The 19,058-nt window shown below is 40.1% G+C and carries 17 protein-coding genes and 1 tRNA gene; 13 read left to right on the top strand and 5 right to left on the bottom strand.

All coding sequences use genetic code 11. The features are described from left to right. Window positions 1-173: 173 nt before the first annotated feature. Window positions 174-2,837, top strand: coding sequence for a type I DNA topoisomerase (gene topA / locus Q4600_RS12160; RefSeq protein WP_303516531.1), 2,664 nt, complete (start codon window positions 174-176; stop codon window positions 2,835-2,837). Window positions 2,838-3,118: 281 nt separating this feature from the next. On the opposite strand, the gene Q4600_RS12155 is transcribed toward topA, so the two are convergent. Beyond that, window positions 3,119-3,904 carry a hypothetical protein gene (locus tag Q4600_RS12155; protein ID WP_102528354.1) on the bottom strand — a complete coding sequence of 262 codons (786 nt, stop codon included), beginning with the start codon at window positions 3,902-3,904 and terminating at the stop codon, window positions 3,119-3,121. Between the two features lie 354 nt (window positions 3,905-4,258). Here Q4600_RS12155 and cysB point away from each other — a divergent pair, with 354 nt between their 5' ends. Beyond that, entirely contained in the window at window positions 4,259-5,233 is a 975-nt protein-coding gene (cysB, locus tag Q4600_RS12150; protein ID WP_102528355.1) for an HTH-type transcriptional regulator CysB, read from the top strand. Between the two features lie 82 nt (window positions 5,234-5,315). On the opposite strand, the gene purN is transcribed toward cysB, so the two are convergent. Both purN and purM read right to left on the bottom strand, forming a co-directional pair. Next, window positions 5,316-5,960: a phosphoribosylglycinamide formyltransferase gene (gene purN / locus Q4600_RS12145; protein WP_303516525.1), complete on the bottom strand. Its 645-nt coding sequence runs from the start codon at window positions 5,958-5,960 to the stop codon at window positions 5,316-5,318. Continuing rightward, entirely contained in the window at window positions 5,961-6,998 is a 1,038-nt protein-coding gene (gene purM, locus Q4600_RS12140) for a phosphoribosylformylglycinamidine cyclo-ligase (protein ID WP_303516523.1), read from the bottom strand. 241 nt (window positions 6,999-7,239) lie between these two features. Here purM and upp point away from each other — a divergent pair, with 241 nt between their 5' ends. Beyond that, window positions 7,240-7,866 (top strand): uracil phosphoribosyltransferase, encoded by a 627-nt coding sequence (gene upp, locus Q4600_RS12135; protein ID WP_102528358.1) that lies wholly within the window; start codon window positions 7,240-7,242, stop codon window positions 7,864-7,866. A gap of 103 nt (window positions 7,867-7,969) precedes the next feature. On the opposite strand, the gene Q4600_RS12130 is transcribed toward upp, so the two are convergent. Then, complete coding sequence (locus tag Q4600_RS12130; RefSeq protein WP_102528359.1) at window positions 7,970-9,289, bottom strand: Na+/H+ antiporter family protein; 1,320 nt, start codon at window positions 9,287-9,289, stop codon at window positions 7,970-7,972. Between the two features lie 415 nt (window positions 9,290-9,704). Between Q4600_RS12130 and Q4600_RS12125 the strand changes: the two genes are divergently transcribed. After that, entirely contained in the window at window positions 9,705-10,310 is a 606-nt protein-coding gene (locus tag Q4600_RS12125) for a peroxiredoxin (RefSeq protein ID WP_102528360.1), read from the top strand. Between the two features lie 62 nt (window positions 10,311-10,372). Here Q4600_RS12125 and rnt read toward each other — a convergent pair whose 3' ends face one another. Then, window positions 10,373-11,050 carry a ribonuclease T gene (gene rnt / locus Q4600_RS12120; protein ID WP_102528361.1) on the bottom strand — a complete coding sequence of 226 codons (678 nt, stop codon included), beginning with the start codon at window positions 11,048-11,050 and terminating at the stop codon, window positions 10,373-10,375. Between the two features lie 138 nt (window positions 11,051-11,188). On the opposite strand from rnt, the gene Q4600_RS12115 reads away from it, so the two are divergent. The 9 genes from Q4600_RS12115 to Q4600_RS12075 all read left to right on the top strand — a co-directional run bounded on the left by Q4600_RS12115 (window position 11,189) and on the right by Q4600_RS12075 (window position 19,058). Further along, the gene (locus tag Q4600_RS12115; RefSeq protein WP_102528362.1) at window positions 11,189-12,058 is read left to right on the top strand and encodes an OmpA family protein; all 870 of its coding nucleotides are present in this window, start codon (window positions 11,189-11,191) and stop codon (window positions 12,056-12,058) included. A 1,566-nt stretch (window positions 12,059-13,624) separates the two neighbouring features. Further along, complete coding sequence (ybgC, locus tag Q4600_RS12110) at window positions 13,625-14,026, top strand: tol-pal system-associated acyl-CoA thioesterase (protein WP_102528363.1); 402 nt, start codon at window positions 13,625-13,627, stop codon at window positions 14,024-14,026. After that, entirely contained in the window at window positions 14,016-14,705 is a 690-nt protein-coding gene (tolQ, locus tag Q4600_RS12105; RefSeq protein WP_102528364.1) for a protein TolQ, read from the top strand. The genes ybgC and tolQ overlap by 11 nt, the downstream gene beginning before the upstream one ends. Then, a complete protein-coding gene (gene tolR, locus Q4600_RS12100) occupies window positions 14,705-15,130 on the top strand; it encodes a protein TolR (protein ID WP_102528365.1) in 426 nt (141 codons plus the stop codon). Before tolQ ends, tolR begins: the two co-directional genes overlap by 1 nt. 4 nt (window positions 15,131-15,134) lie before the next feature. After that, window positions 15,135-16,070 (top strand): cell envelope integrity protein TolA, encoded by a 936-nt coding sequence (gene tolA / locus Q4600_RS12095; protein WP_229368311.1) that lies wholly within the window; start codon window positions 15,135-15,137, stop codon window positions 16,068-16,070. Between the two features lie 9 nt (window positions 16,071-16,079). Continuing rightward, a complete protein-coding gene (gene tolB / locus Q4600_RS12090; protein WP_102528367.1) occupies window positions 16,080-17,408 on the top strand; it encodes a Tol-Pal system beta propeller repeat protein TolB in 1,329 nt (442 codons plus the stop codon). 19 nt (window positions 17,409-17,427) lie between these two features. Beyond that, window positions 17,428-17,979: a peptidoglycan-associated lipoprotein Pal gene (gene pal, locus Q4600_RS12085; RefSeq protein WP_229368306.1), complete on the top strand. Its 552-nt coding sequence runs from the start codon at window positions 17,428-17,430 to the stop codon at window positions 17,977-17,979. A gap of 63 nt (window positions 17,980-18,042) precedes the next feature. Beyond that, on the top strand, window positions 18,043-18,768 hold the full coding sequence (gene ybgF, locus Q4600_RS12080; protein WP_303516519.1) for a tol-pal system protein YbgF: 726 nt from the start codon (window positions 18,043-18,045) through the stop codon (window positions 18,766-18,768). Window positions 18,769-18,985: 217 nt separating this feature from the next. Further along, window positions 18,986-19,058, top strand: a tRNA-Lys gene (locus tag Q4600_RS12075).

The following is a 19,058-nucleotide window of genomic DNA, read 5'->3' as shown; positions in this document are numbered from 1 at the left end:
TAATGAAATATTACTTTTAATTAACGCAATATTATTTTTTGTCATTTTTTATAATTGATTAAAAAATGGCTCGCTGGGCACATAATAGAGGTATTTACTTGAAACATTCGTCTCAACACTCTATATATGGAACCAATTTAATCTATCAGAGACTTTTTGGCGCAAATTAAACTATGGGTAAATCGCTAGTTATTGTCGAATCGCCGGCCAAAGCCAAGACTATTAATAAATACCTTGGTAAAGAATTCATCGTTAAATCGAGTGTAGGGCACATCCGTGATTTGCCTACATCATCATCGCCTGACAGCAAGGTTGCGACTAAAACCCCTGCTGAAGTTAGGAAAATGGCCCCTGAAGAAAAAGCCAAGTACAAGCTACAACGCGATAAACGCGCATTAGTAGCCCGTATGGGGATTAATCCTGAAAAAGGCTGGGCAGCCAAATATCAAATATTACCTGGCAAAGAAAAAGTCGTTAAAGAATTAAAAGCACTTGCAGAAAATGCTGACCATATCTATCTCGCAACCGATTTGGATAGAGAGGGAGAGGCAATTGCTTGGCATCTACAAGAAATCATTGGTGGTGACGAATCTCGTTATCAACGTGTTGTCTTTAATGAAATTACCAAGTCAGCTATTCAAGATGCATTTAGTGAACCATCAGTACTAGATACTAATATGGTGAATGCTCAACAAGCGCGTCGATTCCTCGACCGTGTTGTGGGCTTCATGGTATCTCCGTTACTTTGGAAAAAAGTAGCGCGTGGTTTATCAGCAGGTCGTGTGCAATCTGTTGCTGTGCGACTAGTGGTAGAACGTGAAGGCGAAATTAAAGCTTTTGTTCCTGAAGAATTTTGGGATGTTCATGCCGATTTAGCCACACCTGAGCAGCACAAGTTAAAAATGCAAGTGGCTAAGTTTCAGTCAGCCGCTTTCAGCCCAATTAATGAAGCGCAAGCACAAGTTGCACTTGATGCATTGAAAGATGCGAAGTTTGTTGTCACAGGTCGTGATGATAAAGCCACTTCAAGTAAACCTTCAGCTCCATATATTACTTCTACTTTGCAACAAGCTGCGAGTACGCGTCTTGGTTTTGGTGTTAAGAAGACCATGATGATGGCACAACGTTTGTATGAAGCGGGTCATATTACTTATATGCGTACCGATTCAACAAACTTGAGTAAAGAAGCCGTTGAAGGCGTGCGAGATATGATTGGTTCTGAGTTCGGTAAGAAGTATTTACCTGAACAGCCACTTCGTTATGGAAGTAAAGAAGGCGCTCAAGAGGCGCATGAGGCTATCAGACCGTCGAACGTCATCGTTCAGTCAGTATCTCTAACTGATATGGAAAGAGACGCTCAGCGTCTTTATGAGTTGATTTGGCGTCAATTCGTCGCTTGTCAAATGATGCCAGCTAAATATGATGCGACGCGTTTAACTGTGACTGCAGGCGAATACGAGCTTAAAGCGAGTGGTCGTACGCTGCGATTTGATGGTTGGACTAAAGTTCAGCCGCCAATGGGCAAGAAAAACGAAGAAGACAATACGCTGCCAGCACTAGATAAAGGCGATGTATTAGATCTTAAAGATTTATTGCCAAAGCAACACTTTACTAAGCCGCCTGCACGATTTAGTGAAGCGTCTTTAGTTAAAGAGCTTGAAAAGCGTGGTATTGGTCGTCCATCAACGTATGCAACCATTATTTCGACGATTCAAGATCGTGGCTATGTCAAAGTTGAAAACCGTCGTTTCTTTGCTGAAAAAATGGGTGAAATTGTCAGTGACCGCTTAGTCGAAAGTTTCAGTGATATTATGAACTTTGACTTTACTGCGAGCATGGAGCAAACACTCGATGATGTTGCGCAAGGTAAGTTGGAGTGGAAAACTGTTCTTGATGGTTTCTACGGTGATTTAACTAAGCAACTTAAAAATGCTGAACTAGATCCTGAAGAAGGCGGTATGCGTCTTAACGAGATGGTACTAGCTGAAGATATCAAGTGTCCGACTTGTGGTCGCCCAATGGGGATCCGTACAGGCACAACAGGTGTATTCTTAGGCTGTTCAGGTTATGCATTGCCGCCAAAAGAGCGCTGTAAAACCACCATGAACTTAACGCCTGGTGAAGAGGCTGTTAGCGATAACGAAGATGCTGAAACTGATGCATTACGTGCAAAACATCGTTGTGGCAAATGTGGCACAGCAATGGACAGCTATTTAATCGATGAATCTCGTAAGTTACATGTTTGTGGTAATAACCCGACATGTGAAGGTTATGAGATTGAAGCTGGTCAGTTCAAAATTAAAGGCTATGAAGGACCAATCATTGAGTGCGATAAGTGCGGCAATGATATGGAACTTAAAAATGGTCGTTTCGGTAAGTATTTCGGTTGCACTAATACTGAGTGTAAGAATACCCGTAAACTGCTGAGAAGCGGAGAAGCGGCGCCACCGAAAGAAGACCCAATTTTCTTACCAGATTTAAAATGTACTAAATCAGATGCGCACTTTGTATTGCGTGATGGCGCTGCAGGTATTTTCCTTGCTGCAAGTACGTTCCCTAAATCTCGCGAGACAAGAGCGCCTTTAGTTGAAGAACTTGTTACTTACCGTGACCAATTATGGCCAAAGTACCAATTCTTAGCTGACGCGCCTGTTACTGATGATAATGGTAACAAAGCCGCTGTTAAGTTTAGCCGAAAAACTAAGGAGCAATACGTTGCGACTGAAGTTGATGGCAAGGCAACAGGTTGGTCTTCGAAGTTTATCGGTGGTAAGTGGGTAAGCGAATCGACAAAGAAAAAACCTGCTAAAAAAGCGGCTAAGAAAAAAGCCTCTTAATTTATCTGAACTGAAGCTAGTTTAGTTAGCATTTTAAAATGGGACCTTTGGGTCCCATTTTTTGTGCTTAATATTTCAGCGGATTTTGTATGTCAATGTAGGAAACTGTACTAGAAGTAAACATAGCACTAGGGATTGAGGAGTGCGCTTTATAAGCTAGAAATATGTATTCAAATTGAGAAGCCTAGGTAATGTAAGCTCTTGCTTAGCTCAAAAAGCTATTAATTTACGCAATAAAAAAGCCTCTTTCGAGGCTTTTTAATGAATAATGGATGCTGCTATTACCACTTCTTTTTAGGCTGAAACAGCATATCGATATCGTCTTCATCCTCTTTAGGCGCTTTAGCAATATCTGGGTTCAGTTGTTTTTGCTGAGAATTAATTTCTTCTAATAACTCTTTTGCCTCATCCACTTTGCGGCTAATAAATGGGTCGTTAGGTGTTTTAGCTTTAATGGCTTGCAATGTTGCCAATGCTTTTGACACCATTTGTTTAGAAGAACCAAACTGTTTAAGTGAGTTAGCAGCGCGAGAACGCGAAAGCATCGACTCGACGTTAATACGTAGTTGGTAGCTATCAATTCGATTTTCAGCTTCACCGAAGACTTGTGGGTCCAGCTTACCTTTGTTGTTCTCAGCTCGAATAATCGCCTTAAGCTTTTTAAGCATTTGCACTAGTTCTAAAATTTGTTTGTCATTGTCAGGCAAACGAAAATTTTCAATAGCTAATGCTTGAGATGGACTAGAACTGAGTGTCGTTATTTGGTTTTGAATATCAGCTAAGCGTCGTTGATAGTCAGCTTGTTGCGGCTGGTTTTCTAGGTGAGTTAACGACAATTCCAGTGCTTCATTGATTCGCTTGTAAAGCACTAAAATAACGCTGCTGGGAAATGATGCTAATCCTGTGTTAGATAAAACAGCTTCAGTTTCGTTGATGATTGCTCTATGGCGCTTTAATTCCATTCTGCGTTCAGCTTCAGCGCGTTCTTTTTGTTGCTGAATAACACTGATACCAATGATCAGGATAAAAAGTGCACCTAACAGGATCAATACCAAGGTAAAGGTCATATGGTTTCCGTTCAATAATTAATAGCAGAGTGGTTGAGTACCACTTTTATCTTATTTGTAGTTATATCTTAGCGCAAGACACAGCGAGTGTCGTAAAAAAGTTATTCAATTTGTTAAGAATTACTATAACTTTGGACTGAGTCCGCAAGGTTACCATTAGAGCCTTAGAACATGCAAAATTCTCAATCTCTTTATTACTGTTTGCATTAATATTTTAGATCGTATATAACATTTAGCTATAACGAGTCTTTTTATAAACAGTTTTAGTTCTATAATTTGTAAATTGATTAGTTTTATTAGAAGTCTTAAAAAACCAAATTCAAACTCTGTTTGGCATAAAGTAAAGGTCGTAGCATGAAATTACAGCAACTAAGATATATTGCAGAAGTGGTAAAACACAATTTGAATGTCTCAGCTACGGCTGAAGACCTTTACACTTCGCAACCTGGGATCAGTAAACAGGTTCGAATGCTTGAAGATGAACTTGGCATTCAAATCTTTGGTCGTAGCGGTAAGCACTTAACTCATGTCACACCCGCTGGCCAATTAGTGATTGATATTTCAAACGATATTTTAGGCAAAGTTGAAAGCATAAAAAAAGTCTCAGAAGAATATACTCAGCCAAATCAAGGTGAGTTGAATATTGCTACAACTGATACCCAAGCTCGTTACGCTTTGCCACAAGTGATTAAGCCTTTCATTAAACGCTACCCAAAAGTTAATTTACACATGCACCAAGGAACGCCTTCGCAAATTAGTGAACAAGCAGCCCGTGGTGATGCTGACTTTGCGATTGCCACTGAAGCGATGCACTTGTATTCCGATTTGATTATGCTGCCGTGTTATCACTGGAATCGCTCTATAGTCGTTACACGCGATCACCCTTTGGCCAATCGTAAAACGTTAACTATTGAAGATTTAGCTGAGTTTCCATTAGTCACTTATGTGTTCGGTTTTGATAAAGCCTCTGAAATTGAAAAATCATTTAAAAAAGCTGAACTTGAACCAAGAGTGGTATTCAGCGCCACGAGTGCCGACGTGTTAAAAACCTATGTTAGATTAGGGCTGGGTGTTGGCGTGATAGCATCGATGGCAATCGATCCTGTGATAGATAAAGATTTAGTGGCAATTGATGCAAGACATTTGTTTGCTCACAGTACAACAAAAATTGGTTTTAGACGTGGTAGTTTCTTACGTAGTTATATGTATGACTTCATGTATAACTTTGCACCGCATTTAACTCGTGATGTGGTTGAAAAAGCGGTGGCACTGCGTGACCAACAATTAATCGATGAAATGTTCGCAGGGATGGACTTACCTGTTAGGTAAGCTTTTGAAAAAGCCAAATATCAAATAATAAAAAATCTCGCATTTGCGAGATTTTTTGTTTGTGGCTTTATTCTAAATCGATTTAATCAGGCGCATAGCCATGAATACCAATTAATTGGTCGTCAAGATAGGCTTTATTTTCTAACATTTTAAGTCGATTTAAACTAAACCATTTAACCACAAGAGGGTAAATAGCATGCTCTTGCTCATGAACACGGCTAGATAATGTTTCTACAGTGTCGTCTTCATAAACTGGTACTTTAGCCTGTAAAATTACAGGTCCAGCATCCAGTTCTGGAATAACAAAGTGAACACTTGCGCCATGTTCTTTATCTTTTGCATCTAATGCTCTTTGATGGGTATGTAAACCAGCATATTTAGGCAATAAAGAAGGGTGGATGTTCACCATCTGCCCAATATATTGACTAACAAATTCATCAGATAAAATACGCATAAATCCAGCAAGCACAATTAAATCAGGTTGATACTGTTCAATTGCTTGCTGTAAGCGAGAGTCGTACTGCTGACGGCTTTCATCCTTGCGAGCGATAACACAACTAGTATTGATTTCAGCGTGATGAGCACGGACGAGTCCGTAGGCATCAGGCTTGTTACTGATAACGCCAACAACTTCAGCGTCTACGTTATCATCACAACCATCAATAATGGCTTGTAAGTTACTACCGTTACCCGAAATAAGAACGAGAACGCGACAGCATACAGGCATCTAGTTAATCTCCACTTGCTCTTCGTCACCTTGACGATTTGCAATTTCACCGATTAACCAAGCATTTTCGCCTTCAGCTGTTAGCAGTGCTAATGCTGATTCTACTTTTTCAGCAGGAAGGGCGATAATCATGCCGACACCACAGTTAAAGGTGCGGTACATTTCGAATTGTTCGATGTTACCGTTTTCCATTAACCAGTCGAACACAACAGGCCACTGCCAAGAGTCACCTTTGATTACCGCTTTACAGTCATCTGGCAATACGCGTGGGATGTTTTCCCAGAACCCGCCGCCAGTGATGTGCGCCATTGCATGAACTTCAGTTTGCTCAAGTAACTTTAGTAAAGGCTTAACATAAATTTTAGTCGGTTCTAATAAGTGTTCGATTAGTGGCTTACCAGCGAGATCTTGTTGTGGATCCGCTTTGCTCACTTCTAATACCTTACGTACTAAAGAGTAACCGTTTGAATGAGGACCTGTAGAGCCTAAAGCGATCAATGCATCGCCAGACTTAACTTTTGTGCCGTCGATGATTGCTTCTTTTTCAGCAACACCAACACAAAAGCCTGCTAAATCATAGTCTTCACCTTCATACATGCCTGGCATTTCAGCAGTTTCACCACCGATTAATGCACAGCCTGATTGGTGACAACCTTCAGCAATACCGTTGACAACAGAAGTTGCCGTTTCTACATCTAACTTGCCTGTTGCGTAGTAATCTAGGAAGAACAAAGGTTCTGCACCAGATACGATTAGGTCATTTACACACATAGCAACTAAATCAACACCAACAGTGTCATGCTTTTTGTAATCAATGGCTAAACGTAACTTGGTTCCAACACCGTCAGTACCTGAAACTAATACTGGGTGTTTGTACTTCGTTGGTAATTCGCAAAGAGCGCCAAAACCACCTAGGTTGCCCATGACTTCAGGACGGTGAGTGCGTTTTACCGCAGATTTAATGTTATTGACTAATGCATTACCAGCATCGATATCAACGCCAGCGTCTTTATAGCTAAGTGGTGTAGGAGTGCTCACGGAGGATCCTCTAAGGTACATCGTTTTATGGGATTTTATGCGGCGCTATTCTATCAGCTTGTGATAGGCGTCGAAAGTCATGTTTCAGGTTTATCCGAGTATGAAAACAGTTTTCTGTAATGGTTTTAGCTGTTTAGCGTGAGATTGGCTGCAATTATGAAACTTTATGTTTTATAAAGAGAATAAATAAACTAGAATTTGAACAATTTGCGAAAAATATCTCATCATTAGGAGTGCAAAAATGAAAGTCGTTGAAGTAAAACATCCGTTAATTCGTCATAAAGTAGGGTTAATGCGTGAAGCTGAAATCAGTACTAAGCGTTTTCGTGAGTTGGCTACAGAAGTAGGCAGCTTATTAACGTACGAAGCAACTGCAGACTTTGAAACAGAAACCGTCACTATTAATGGCTGGAATGGCCCTGTTGAGATTGAACAGATCAAAGGTAAAAAAGTTACTGTAGTACCTATTCTTCGTGCAGGACTTGGCATGATGGATGGCGTCCTTGAGCATATGCCTAGCGCTAAAATCTCGGTTGTGGGTATTTACCGCGACGAAGAAACGTTAGAACCTGTGCCTTACTTCGATAAGTTAGTAAGCAATGTAGATGAGCGTGTAGCGATTGTAGTTGACCCAATGCTTGCAACTGGCGGTTCAATGATTGCCACTATCGACTTATTAAAAAAACGTGGCTGCGTATCAATTAAAGCACTTGTGTTAGTTGCAGCCCCTGAAGGAATTAAAGCATTAGAAGCGGCGCATCCTGATATCGAACTATTCACTGCATCTATTGATGACTGCTTAAACGAGCAAGGTTATATTTTACCGGGCTTAGGTGATGCAGGTGATAAGATTTTTGGTACTAAGTAATTCAGAGTGTTAAATCACTCTACTTATTAAGAAGTTTGATTTAATAACTAAAAAAGGAGCCATATGGCTCCTTTTTTATTGGGTGTTGTTAATTTTTAATCGACTACAGCACCATGGCTGCAATCCAACCAAAACCGATTAGCGGAATGTTGTAGTGAATAAAGGTCGGGATAACACTGTCACGAATATGATCGTGCTGGCCGTCAGCATTAAGGCCGGCTGTTGGTCCTAAGGTTGAATCTGACGCTGGTGAGCCTGCATCACCCAATGCTGCAGCTGTTCCCACTAATGCAATAGTTGCCGCCACAGAGAAACCGAAGGTTAATGCTAAAGGTACATAAATCGTGGCAATAATAGGAATGGTTGAGAAAGACGAGCCAATCCCCATGGTAATCAACAAACCAACAACCAACATTAGTAATGCGGCTAAGGCTTTGTTGTCACCAATGATGTCACCAAGCGAGGTGACTAAAGTACTGACTTCACCGGTTGATTTAACCACAGCAGCAAAACCTGCAGCTGCAATCATAATGAAGCCAATGTTGGCCATCATTAATACACCTTGGTTGAACATATCTTGTCTTACATCTGGCTTAATGATGCCTGAGAAGCGGAAGATGATAAAACCGGTTAGTGCACCAAAAATCATTGAATCTGTTTGTAGCTGAACCACTAAGGTAGCCAAAATTGCAATTAAAGAAATGATGATGGTCTTTTTATTAATGCCTACCACTTCTTGCTCTACTGTAATATCAGTGGCTTTATAAACGCGCGGCTTACGGTAGGTAATAAATACTGCAGTAAGTAGACCAGTTATCATACCTAATGCAGGCAGTAACATAGCCGCTGGGATTTGTTCTTTAACTGCATCTAGACCGTTGTTGTTTAAATTGGCAAGTAAGATGTCATTTAAGAAAATGCCACCAAAGCCAACTGGTAGAATCATATAAGTTGTAACAAGGCCAAAAGTGATAATACACGCAACCAGACGTCTATCTATTTGTAGCTTGCTTAATACATGCAGTAATGGCGGTATTAAAATTGGGATGAATGCGATATGAATCGGTAAAATATTTTGAGAACTTATGGCCATCAACAATATTGATGCAAGTAATAACCAGCGCACTACTAGAGTATTTGTGCTGTTTGGCTCTTTACCTACTTTTTTAATGATGTTGTGCGATATCAAGGTCGTTAAACCAGAATGTGATAAAGCGGCTGCAAACGCGCCAAGTAAGGCGTAACTTAACGCAATTTGTGCTCCGCCTCCAAGACCGTCATTAAAAGCTGCGATTGTCTGATGGATATCTAAGCCTCCAACGAGACCTGCAACAAGTGCACTTACAGTAAGCGCGATGACAACATTCACACGCATGAGACTTAATGCAAGCATTAAGGTGACAGCAATTACGACCGCATTCATATTAATTTATTCTTATTAAGTTTTGTTATTTGGTAGACATAGTGAAGTTATTCTTGTCTGTATCAAAGGCCATGTCCAGTTTATCTCTAATGAGTTTACAAAAAGTGTAGGCATGTAAGGAGGTTTTTTCATTGATGTAACAAGGCCTGTCACTATGTTGAAATTAATCTTTTGTCTCTGGCCAATATCGTTCTGGCGTGTTTTTTCAGCATGTAAACCAAATTTCATCTTAAAAGACTTATTTCTTTAAGCAATTAGGGGTAAGGTATACCGCAAATATGCAAGGTACATTTTTTTATCAGGCAAAAGCAAATGTGTGAGCAACCTCGCATAATGCTTTTGTTTGGGTATAATGCTACTCAGTTTAACAGGCATTGTTTTTAAGTTTTTTTCAATCCATAGATGGAGATATAAAATGAGCGTATTAGTAGGCCGTCCGGCCCCAGATTTTACTGCCGCAGCGGTTCTTGGTACTGGTGAAATCGTTGATAGTTTCAATCTATCTACCGCGATTAAAGGTAAGTCAGCAGTTGTTTTCTTCTACCCACTAGATTTCACTTTTGTGTGTCCTTCAGAGTTGATTGCATTTGATCATCGTATTGAAGAGTTCACTAAACGTGGCGTTGAAGTTATCGGTGTTTCAATCGATTCTCAGTTCTCGCATCACGCTTGGAGAAATACTGCTGTAGATAAAGGCGGTATCGGTGAAGTTAACTACACATTAGTTGCTGACGTTAAGCACGAAATTTGTAAAGCATACGATGTTGAGCATCCAGAAGCTGGTGTTGCTTTCCGTGCATCTTTCTTAATCGACAAAGAAGGCCAAGTTCGTCACCAAGTAGTGAACGACTTACCATTAGGTCGTAACGTTGATGAAATGCTACGTATGATTGACGCGCTACAATTCCACGAAGAGCACGGTGAAGTTTGTCCTGCTGGTTGGGAAAAAGGCGATAAAGGTATGACTGCAACAACTGAAGGTGTTGCTTCTTACTTAAAAGACAATTCTGACAAGCTTTAATAGCGATAGTTAGAAATCAAAAAAGCTGCCTAGGCAGCTTTTTTTGTGTCTTTAGATTGTGATTAGCTTTCTGAGTCTTCTTTTACTTCAACTTCGTCAGCTTCTTCACTCACCATTGGCCAGCCACCCAATGTTTTCCATTTATTGACGATATAACAGAATAATTCAGCGGTACGCTCGGTATCGTATAAAGCTGAGTGAGCTTCTTTATTATCGAAATCTATACCTGCCATTTTACATGCCTTAGCAAGTACAGTATGTCCGATAGCGAGACCTGCTAACGTTGCGGTATCGAAAGTGGCGAAAGGGTGAAACGGAGAACGTTTCAAATCATTTCGCTCAATCGCTTTATTTATAAAGCCAATATCGAATGCTGCGTTATGCGCAACGATGATACAGCGGTGGCAATCAGCGGCTTTTTGAGCCTTTTTGACATTTTTGAAGATTTCTAGGAATGCTTGTTTTTCATCAACCGCACCGCGTAATGGGTTAGTTGGATCAATGCCATTAAATGCTAATGCTTCAGGCTCAAGGTTTGCCCCTTCAAATGGCTCAATATGAAAGTGCTGGGTTTTATCTAACTCGATAAAGCCATCGGCATTCATTTTAAGGGTGGTGACCGCTATTTCTAGCAACGCATCAGTTGCGGCATTGAATCCTGCTGTTTCGACATCGATAACAACTGGAAAGTAGCCTCTAAAGCGGTGTTTGAATTTGTTTGCGTCGCAGATATCGCTCATTAAAAACCTCATTCTCTAATATGTCGGCTATTATGCTAAAACTGTGGCCAAGTGTCATGTTTGATTGTGTGATTTCTCTGCTAAAGAATAATAAAACTATGCCGATATAGAATTGTGACCATCAAACAGGGTGTTTTTATGTGGCGTAAAGCAATTCTTTTATCGAGCTTAGGCTTTGTATGTTCAGCACAAGCTGATCTACAACACTATGTTGCGTCTCTAGACGACTCAATGTGGCGCATCAGCCAAAACAGCCCAATTGAATGCCGCTTAGAGCATGATATTCCTGATTATGGTAAGGCTGTGTTTACGAGTCGAGCAGGTAAAGACTTAAACCTTAACTTTACCCTCGATATGTGGAACAAGCCTGATCAAGTGACAAATGCTGAATTAATCAGCAAAGCGCCTCAATGGCGTCCAGGGGTTAATGAGAAAGCTATTACCAAACTTAAGTATCAAAAGCAGTTTAATGGTGAAGTACCTAAACAAGCAGCTTGGTCTATGCTGTCTGAGCTAAGTAAAGGTATGCAACCGACGTTTTACTATGCTGATTGGTATAATCAAAATGATAAAGTCGCTGTCGGCTTGTCGGCTGCAAATTTTGGTGGTCAATACAGACAATTTCGTTCATGCCTATCAACCTTATTACCTTATGGTTTTGATGATATCGCTTTTACCGTGTTAAATTACGAGGAAGGCGGAACTAACTTAACCCGTTTTTCTAAACAGCAACTTAATCGTGTCCAAGAGTACTTATCCTATGACTCTGATGTTGAATTAATCTTTGTTGATGCATATACAGATAGTTATGGTGGACGCTCAATAAACCAAAGAGTATCTGAGCGTCGTGCAGACTCTGTTGCCGACTTACTCGTTGCCAGCGGCATTGAAGAAAGCCGTATTCATAAAACAGGCCATGGCGAAAGGCGACATGTCGCTTCAAATAACCTTGTTGAAGAAAGAGCGCGAAATCGCCGTGTTGTGATAAAAATATCAAAAAGCATTTAATCTTGCTGGCGAGATTTGGCTGATTTATTATTTGAAAGTTCCCCAAGTCACTTTACTTAAAAAAAAATATAAAATATCTACGTATTGATCATGGTTTAGCAAACCCAGCTAAGCCATTTTTTATGCCTATCAAAAAGTGATTATTTGAGATTTTGTAAATGCTAAATTTTAGATAAAAAAAAGCCCGCTTAAAATAAGCGGGCCAAACAATTTGTATTCACAAATTCAAGGAAGGAAGTCAAGCATAAGAACCAGGGATAAGATGAGGTATTGGGGTACATCATCTTGGAGTTCTTGGTTTTCAATAACTAAATTAGCTATGTCCTGAAAACAAGATGCATATTAGAGATTTTACTCTAGTCTGACAAACTAGAAAAATTTCAGTTTATCATTAGTAAAACTAATATAACTTTTAAAGGGGGTTTTTACCGTAATCACATTAAAGTGTTCAAAATGGAATAAAATAAACTTTATAAGCGTACTGAGTGCATATTTAGTCGAATTCTGCTTTTTTAGCTATGATATACAATTGTTAAATCTCAGCATGCCAAGCATGATTGATAATATTTTTTGATATTTAATTTACTTTAAAAGCCTGTGTAATTAGGGGCGTTGGTTGAAATGGTGATAGAGATCACTAATTGATTAGGCTGTTCAATATTGGATAAGTTATCAAAGCGAATAATGTCAGTTCGTTTTGACTGTTTAACAATGAATTTGCTTACTAAATATTCAGTTGCCGTTAATTCTTGATTCAGAGGGCTGATTTTATCTGTGTTGCTAGCATCGCTATTTACGAGGAAGCACGAGTTTATTATCGATAAAAGCAATAAATTAACTTATCCAAACTGATATTCTATATATCCAAAGCTAGGTACATACAAAGTTACTTCTACTCCAAGCGACTTACACGCAGAGTTGCTTATATTCGAAGCTTGTTAAATAGAATGCTTCTTAAATAGAAAGCTACTTAAAGAAAGCTACTTAAAGAAAGCGACTTAAAGAAAGCGACTTAAAGAAAGCTACTTAAAGAAAGCGACTTAAATACAAAGCGACTTTAAAAAGCTACTTTCAATATAAGTATAGAGAACTCGAAGCTGATTTTGCTAAATACCAATATTGATTACGTCACCTGAAAGCTCAAGCTTGCTGGAACCCCCAGTTTCTAATGTATGAAAACCTGTATAAGTCGCCATCGAAAACATGGTCTAAAGATCTGCCTTGTTGTCATGATTAGTATTTATAAGTATACCCATGGATATTTGGGTGGGCTGAATGGCGCAGGAGATTGAGATAGAGCGATAGATTAATTAATGTGTTGCTGATAATTTGTCCATTCTTGAATCAAGCTTGCTTCAATATAAGTTAATAGAATGTAAATATATCAAGGGTTAACATTAAAGTTTCTTCATTTCTTACGCTTATGCCTGCAAAAGGGGTTTTTTAATGGCAAATTAAGCATCGAACCATAAAATAAAGCCTGCTTTACCCAGTCATTTTGTTCACAAGCGTTGTGGTACTCGGTATAGTAAGCCATCTTTTATTACGCAAAATTCACAATCGCTTATTATGTTTACATGGCCTATTTCTATTTATTATGAAGACACCGATGCTGGTGGGGTAGTTTATCATTCTAACTACTTAAATTTCTTTGAACGTGCCCGTACAGAGTGGCTTAAGTCCATGGGAATCGTACAAAGTAAACTGTTAGCAGAGGATATTGCTTTTGTTGTTAAGCATGCTGAATTAGATTTTCGTATTGCAGCAAGGTTTGAACAGAACTTATTTGTTGAGTCTAAGGTCATAGAATTGAAAAAAGCCTCTTTGGTATTTAAGCAGCGTTTGCTTGATGATAAAGGCGACTGTTATTGTGAAGGCACTATTATTGTCGCTTGTATCGCGTTATCACGTATGCGACCAAGAGCTATCCCATTAAATATTGTGCAGGAGTTTAATCGTGCAAGCTGAAATTTCTTTTATCGGTCTTTTTTTAGAGGCAAGTGTTCTCGTTAAGTTAGTGATGCTAACTTTATTATGCTTATCTATCGCCTCATGGGCTGTGATTATTCAGCGCCGCAAGTTACTTAATAGTGCACGCGCTAAATCAGTGAAGTTTGAAGATACATTTTGGTCTGGTGTAGATTTAAATAAATTGTATAAAGAATTGTCAGCTAGAAATGAAGGGGTTTCAGGTCTTGAAGCTTTATTTGTCGCAGGCTTTAAAGAGTATTCTCGTTTAAGTCAGGCTAATAGTAAATCACCCGAAGCTGTCATGGACGGAACAACGCGCGCTATGCGAGTGAGTTTATCCCGTGAAGTTGAGCGCTTAGAAACCCACCTTCCTTTACTCGCTACCATTGGTTCTACTAGCCCATACATTGGCTTGTTTGGAACAGTATGGGGCATCATGAACTCATTCATTGCACTTGGCGCTGTTGAAAATGCGACTTTAACAATGGTTGCTCCAGGTATTGCTGAAGCTTTGATTGCGACAGCCATGGGCTTGTTTGCTGCTATTCCTGCAGTAATTGGTTATAACCGTTTCTCTACACAAGTTGAAAAGATTGAAATGGCACACGTTAACTTTATGGAAGAGTTCTCTAACATATTGCAACGCCAAGCCTACAGTGAGAAGGAAGCGGTGTAATGTATCAACGTAAGCGCCGTCGTCCGGTCGCCGAAATCAATGTTGTACCTTATATTGATGTCATGTTGGTGCTGCTGATCATATTTATGGTTACCGCGCCTATTGTTTCTCAAGGTGTCAAAGTTGAATTACCTCAAGGTGAAGCTGAGCCTTTGCCTGCTGAAAGTAAGCCACCGATTGTCGCGTCGATAGACGAATTTGGGGAGTACTTCTTAAATGTGGGCAGTGGCTCAAATGACGATCCACTTTCATTGGATGAAATATCAATTCAAGTTGGGGCAATGATATTGCTTGAACCTGAAAGACCTGTGGTTGTTAAAGCAGATCGCCGCATTCCATATGAAAATGTGATTCAGTTAATGGTCAGTTTGCAAGGCGCAGGTGTGCCAGCTGTTGGCTTAATGACTGATTCACCTAAGGAGTAATTTAGTGACTGCTAAATCTAAATTAACCTTACCCATTACCATTTCTGCTGGTGTTCATGTCGGTGTGATTGTGGCGTTAGCATTAGGCATTAGCTTTGATGATAAACCAAAGCATTTACCACAAGCACAGCAATCTGAGCCAATAGTGCAAGCAGTGGTGGTTGATCAGCAACGTATTAACGAACATGCCGAAAAATTGAAGAAGCAACGCGCTGATGCTCAGCAATTGGAGCGAGAGCGTCAAGCAGAGCTAGATAGACAAGCCCGCAAAGCGAAAGATGAAGTACGTAAAGAGCAAGAGCGTATTAAACAGCTTGAAAATCAGCGAAAGTTAAAAGAGCAAGAAACACTCAAAGCGAATAACGCAGCCAAAGCAGCCAAGCTTAAAGAAGCAGAAGAAAAAGCTAAGGCACAAAAAGCTGCAGATTTACGTAAAAAGCAAGAAGCTGAACGTCAAGCTGCTGAGAAAAAGGCCGCTGAAAAACGTAAAGCGGAAGAAGCTGCTGCGGCTAAAAAACGTGAAGATGAGCGTAAACGTAAAGAAGAAGCTGAAAGAAAGCGTAAAGCTGAAGAAGCGGAACGTGCTCGTCAAGAGCGTGAAATGGCGGAAGCGATGGCTGCCGAGCAAGTGGCGGTATCAGCTGCTCGTAGCAGACAGGTTGTAAGTGAAGTCAATAAATATACCGCTATGATTACATCTGCGATACAGCGACGATTAATTGTTGATGAGTCAATGCGAGGAAAAAGTTGCGTAGTCAATGTTCGCTTGGCTAAAGATGGCTTTGTTACTTCGAGTAAAACTGTAAGCGGTGATCCTGTGGTTTGCCGTGCAGCGAAGGCTGCAATTAACAACGCTGGACGTTTACCGGTTTCTTCTGAACCAGATGTCTATGAAAAAATGAAAGAAATTAATTTAACCGTATCACCGGAATTTAATTAAAGGAGTCACATGAAGATTTTGGCAAAATGGTTAACGATATTGGTACTTTTCACCAGTACTACCGCTAACGCAGCATTAGATATTGTTATTACTGAAGGGGTTGACGCCGCAAGACCCATCGCGATTATGCCTTTTGTTTGGCAGGGAACAGGGCCAGCACCAGAGCAGATCAGTGATGTCGTGAATAGCGATTTAGCTAGAAGTGGTACTTTTAGCCCACTTGATGCACGTGGGTTACCACAGGCCAATATTAGTACTGTTAAAGAGTTTGTTGCGACAGGTTGGGGCGATACTGAATCAGAAGCGTTATTAGTCGGCTCGATAAAACCATATGGTACTAATCAATATTTAGTTAGCTTCGATCTGATTGATTTAGTGAAAGCTCAACTGCAAACTGATAAAGGTCCAATGCCATCAAGCGATTTATTGCTGGAAAGTCGTGAAACTGTCATTAGTGAAGCACAGTTTAGACAATATGGTCACCGTATCAGCGACATCGTTTATGAGAAACTCACAGGCATTCGTGGTGCTTTCTTAAGTCGAGTTGCTTACGTTGTTGTCAAACAAGGTGAAAAATCACCATATCATTTGATGATTTCTGATTATGACGGGTATAACGAGCAAATGTTGCTACGTTCTCCTGAACCTTTAATGTCACCTGCTTGGTCACCTGATGGCCGTCGTTTAGCTTATGTGAGTTTTGAAAACCGTAAAGCGGAAATTTTTGTTCAGGATATTTATACCCAAGAGCGAGTAAAAGTTAGCTCTCATAATGGCATTAATGGTGCACCTAGCTTTTCTCCAGATGGTAAAAAACTTGCTGTTACCTTATCTAAAGATGGTCAGCCAGAAATCTATGTTATTGATATTGCCACGAGAGCATTAAAACGTGTGACTAATCATTATGCCATTGATACCGAAGCTTCTTGGATGCCTGATGGTCAATCGCTAATTTTTACGTCTGAACGTGGCGGCAAACCACAAATATATCAAGTAAAATTAAGCACAGGTAAAATATCACGCGTCACATTTGAAGGAGAGTGGAACCTAGGTGGTACTATTACTCCAGATGGTCGTAGTATGATTTTTGTTAACCGTACTAATGGTAAATACAATATTGCGAGAATGGATCTTAAAACTCGCTTTATGCAAGTGCTGACTTCGACTCAACTTGATGAATCACCGAGTATTGCACCAAATGGAACCATGGTTATCTATGGTACTACTTACCGCGGTAAACAAGTGTTAGCAGCGGTATCTATGGATGGACGATTTAAAGCAAGACTACCAGCGGGCCAAGGCGAAGTGAAATCGCCTGCCTGGTCTCCATTTCTATAAAATTAATTAAGGATTACCCATGAATCTGAATAAGTTGTTTAAAGCTATGTTAGTTGTTGTACCTGTTATGGCATTAGGTGCATGTAGCACAACTTCAGAATCTGAAACTGACGCGAGTGGTTCTACAAGTGGTACTACTACCACGACAACTGGCGGTGAATATGGTTCTGGTGGTGTTGAAACTGGTGGCGTTGCACCTATTTTAACCCCTGAAGAGCAGCAACGTGTTGAGCAAGAAGAATTACGCGCTCAAAACATTATTTACTTTGACTTCGACCGCAGTGAAGTGCAAAGCGAAAATGCTGCAATTATCCAAGCACACGGTAACTACTTAGTTGAACACCCAAACGTTCGAGTACTTATTGAGGGTCATGCAGATGAGCGTGGTACGCCTGAGTACAACATCGCTTTAGGCGAGCGCCGTGCCAAAGCCATTGCTAAGTACTTACAAAGCATGGGCGTTCAAGCAAGCCAAATGAGCGTAGTGAGCTATGGTGAAGAAAAGCCATTAGATTTTTCACGCTCAGAAAGTGGTTTTGCGAAAAACCGTCGTGGTGTTTTAGTTTATTAATAACGTTAAAAGAACTGACGTTTACGGAAGGCCAGCCTAGCTGGCCAGTTTAGGAGTTTATTGATGAAACATGCTGTTTTAGTTGCTGCAATGTTTGTAGCTGCAGGCGCCACAGCGGCACCTGCACCAGTACAAGATATTGCTAGTGGGTCAAATGATGATCGAATTTCTCGTTTAGAGCGTATTATTAAAGCGAAACAACAAACTGAATTTGAAGCACAACAACGTTTAGATGCATTACAACGTGAAGTTCTCGATTTGCGTGGCATTAATGAGCAGCAAGATTACCAAATTAGTCAAATGCTTCAACGTCAACGTCAGCTCTACGAAGAAATTGCCAATTTATCAGCAAGTGCAGCGTCAACAACCGTTACTGTTGCAGATTCAAGCGCAGGTTCTTCATCAAACTCGACGCTAGGTGAAACGGCAAGCTATGAGCAAGCGGTTAATTTAGTATTGAAAGAAAGAAAGTACGATGAAGCGATTCCTGCCTTCAGCGATTTTATTAAACAATACCCAGATTCCACTTATGCAGCGAATGCTAATTATTGGCTTGGTCAGTTATTATTTAATAAAGGAACGTTTGCTGAAGCTAAGCAAGCTTTTGATACTGTAGTGACAAAATACCCGAATTCTAATAAGCGTGGTGATAGTTTAGTCAAGCTAGGCATGATCGCAGAGAAAGAAGGTGATAGTGCTACAGCAAAGACTTTCTATAACCGTGTATTAAAAGAATATGCCAATAGTGCCTCCGCTCGACTAGCACAACAACAACTGTCGGCTTTATAAGCCTAATTTAACTAAAAAACAGCCTCTTAGTTTATTTTTAGTGCAAACGGCAAAAAAACCATAAATTGCGCTTGCATGAGAAGATGAAAAAGGTATTATAGGCGCCCTCAGAACGGAGCGACGTTCTGGGGTCATTAAACAGGTTAGATTAACTTATTTTGATGACAGATTGATTGAACTCTATTTATAGTCTTCACTTAATCTAATTAACAAAGATGGGTCGTTAGCTCAGTTGGTAGAGCAGTTGGCTTTTAACCAATTGGTCGAAGGTTCGAATCCTTCACGACCCA

The sequence above is a fragment of the Shewanella sp. 2_MG-2023 genome (assembly GCF_030548905.1).
GTDB classification, from domain to species: domain Bacteria; phylum Pseudomonadota; class Gammaproteobacteria; order Enterobacterales; family Shewanellaceae; genus Shewanella; species Shewanella electrodiphila.
This window is presented reverse-complemented; position numbering and strand designations above follow the sequence as displayed.